At 58.8% G+C, this 1,499-nt stretch carries 2 protein-coding genes; both read right to left on the bottom strand.

All coding sequences use genetic code 11. The annotated features are described in order from the left end of the window. Positions 1 to 497: YmfQ family protein (locus ACJHYR_RS27700; RefSeq protein ID WP_410233213.1), on the bottom strand; the 497-nt coding region annotated here is incomplete at its 3' end. Then, a complete protein-coding gene (locus ACJHYR_RS27695; protein WP_410233212.1) occupies positions 488 to 1,498 on the bottom strand; it encodes a baseplate J/gp47 family protein in 1,011 nt (336 codons plus the stop codon). The genes ACJHYR_RS27695 and ACJHYR_RS27700, both read right to left, overlap by 10 nt. Position 1,499: the final 1 nt, after the last annotated feature.

Genomic DNA, 1,499 nt, shown 5'->3' with positions numbered 1-1,499 from the left:
AGTGCGGAATCACAGGGATCGCCACATGTCATCCAGGTGGTGTTGGTGGCAGCTGGCATGTTGACCTGCCAGTAATACCGCCATTCCGGCGCATTCACCGCGTCAGTACAGACCGATGAGCAGGTGAACGTGCTTTTGTCGTATCGCGTGATGGTGGCATCTGGTCTGCCCAGGGCAGCAAGCTGTGCAAGGTAAAAATCCTCATTGATGCCGCCCGCCAGATTAACCTTCGCATCCAGCCGTTGCTGACGCTGGCGAAGGGTCTGCGTTCCCGCCGGAATACATTCATCCGGCAGGCCGCACAGACGCTCCCAGCGGTTTATCAGTTCAGTGGTGGTGCGCGGATCCAGCTCCCGCATCAGGGCATCCGCACGCTGATGAACGCGGGTTAATGACGGTGCCGCACCGGCAATCGCCGGATCGCTGGCTGACCACGCCGGACCGGAGGGCAACAGTGCCGACAACAGACGGATGTAATCATCGTTTGTCACGTCCATGAAATCGTCCCCAGTACCGCCAGTTCATTTTTTGCAATGGAGATATTGTCTGCCGGTGCAAGCAACTGATGGCTGTATTCCCCGTTCGCACCGGAAATCGCTTCACTGATACGCGACACCTTCAGTTCTCCCTGCGGATAACCATCACGCAGCAGGAACGAACGCAACTCGGCGGTGATGGCAGCCCGTATTTCCGGTGTGTCCGGCGTCACGCGGATATGAAAATCCACTTTATGCGCCACCGGCCTGAATACATACAAATCAGAGCCTGCCACCGGGGCCAGTGGCTCGATATGTTGTCTTGCCGCCGTTTCCGTTGACTCTTCCGGAATGGGATTAATCAGGTCGCTGCTGGCAATCATCACACCGACAGTCCCCGTTCCCATCCAGTGTCGGTATGTCCATGCGCGGGTAATGCCGGGCACTTCTTTAGCCCAGACGACATAGTCCCCGTCAGCCCCGCCCTGCGGCGTCCAGTAATACCGCTCAATGACGCGGGCGCGCCACGTTTCCAGCTCTTCAGTATCAAATCCGCCTGTAAGGGTGTCAGCCACACCGGAAGACGGCAGACCATTCACCGGCGTGACCAGGATTAATGCCGTACCGTCGTCAGCGTTACCGACCGCACCTGCACTTGAGCAGGCGATCGGCACGCGCAGGACACCACCGGCGCTGGTTGCATCGGCAGTTGCCGTGTACTGAACCAGGTCATCGCGCTGAATCACGCTCCCGGCGGTCACCTTCAGGCCATCGCTGACACCTTCCCAGCGCATATACCCGCTGGCAGCCGTGGCCCCCTTGCGCGGACACCGTTTCATCGCAGCATGTCGCGCCAGCCAGGACTCATCGCACAGGTCAGGCAGCATGTTCATTGCCAGATAATCGATGTAACCGTAAACCGTATGCAGCGCCGCCGCATACACCTTTGCCCGCACGTCTTCATCCATGCGCCGGAGCGTGTCGCTGACGTCCAGCCTGGCGAATAAATCGTTACGGAGCATA

This window comes from Escherichia sp. WS1450 (assembly GCF_046487395.1).
GTDB classification, from domain to species: Bacteria; Pseudomonadota; Gammaproteobacteria; order Enterobacterales; family Enterobacteriaceae; genus Escherichia; species Escherichia coli.
This window is presented reverse-complemented; position numbering and strand designations above follow the sequence as displayed.

Coding starts and splice junctions, on each gene's coding strand:
- ACJHYR_RS27695 (WP_410233212.1), bottom strand. CDS start 1,498: ATGCTCCGTAACGATTTATTCGCCAGGCTGGACGTCAGCGACACGCTC.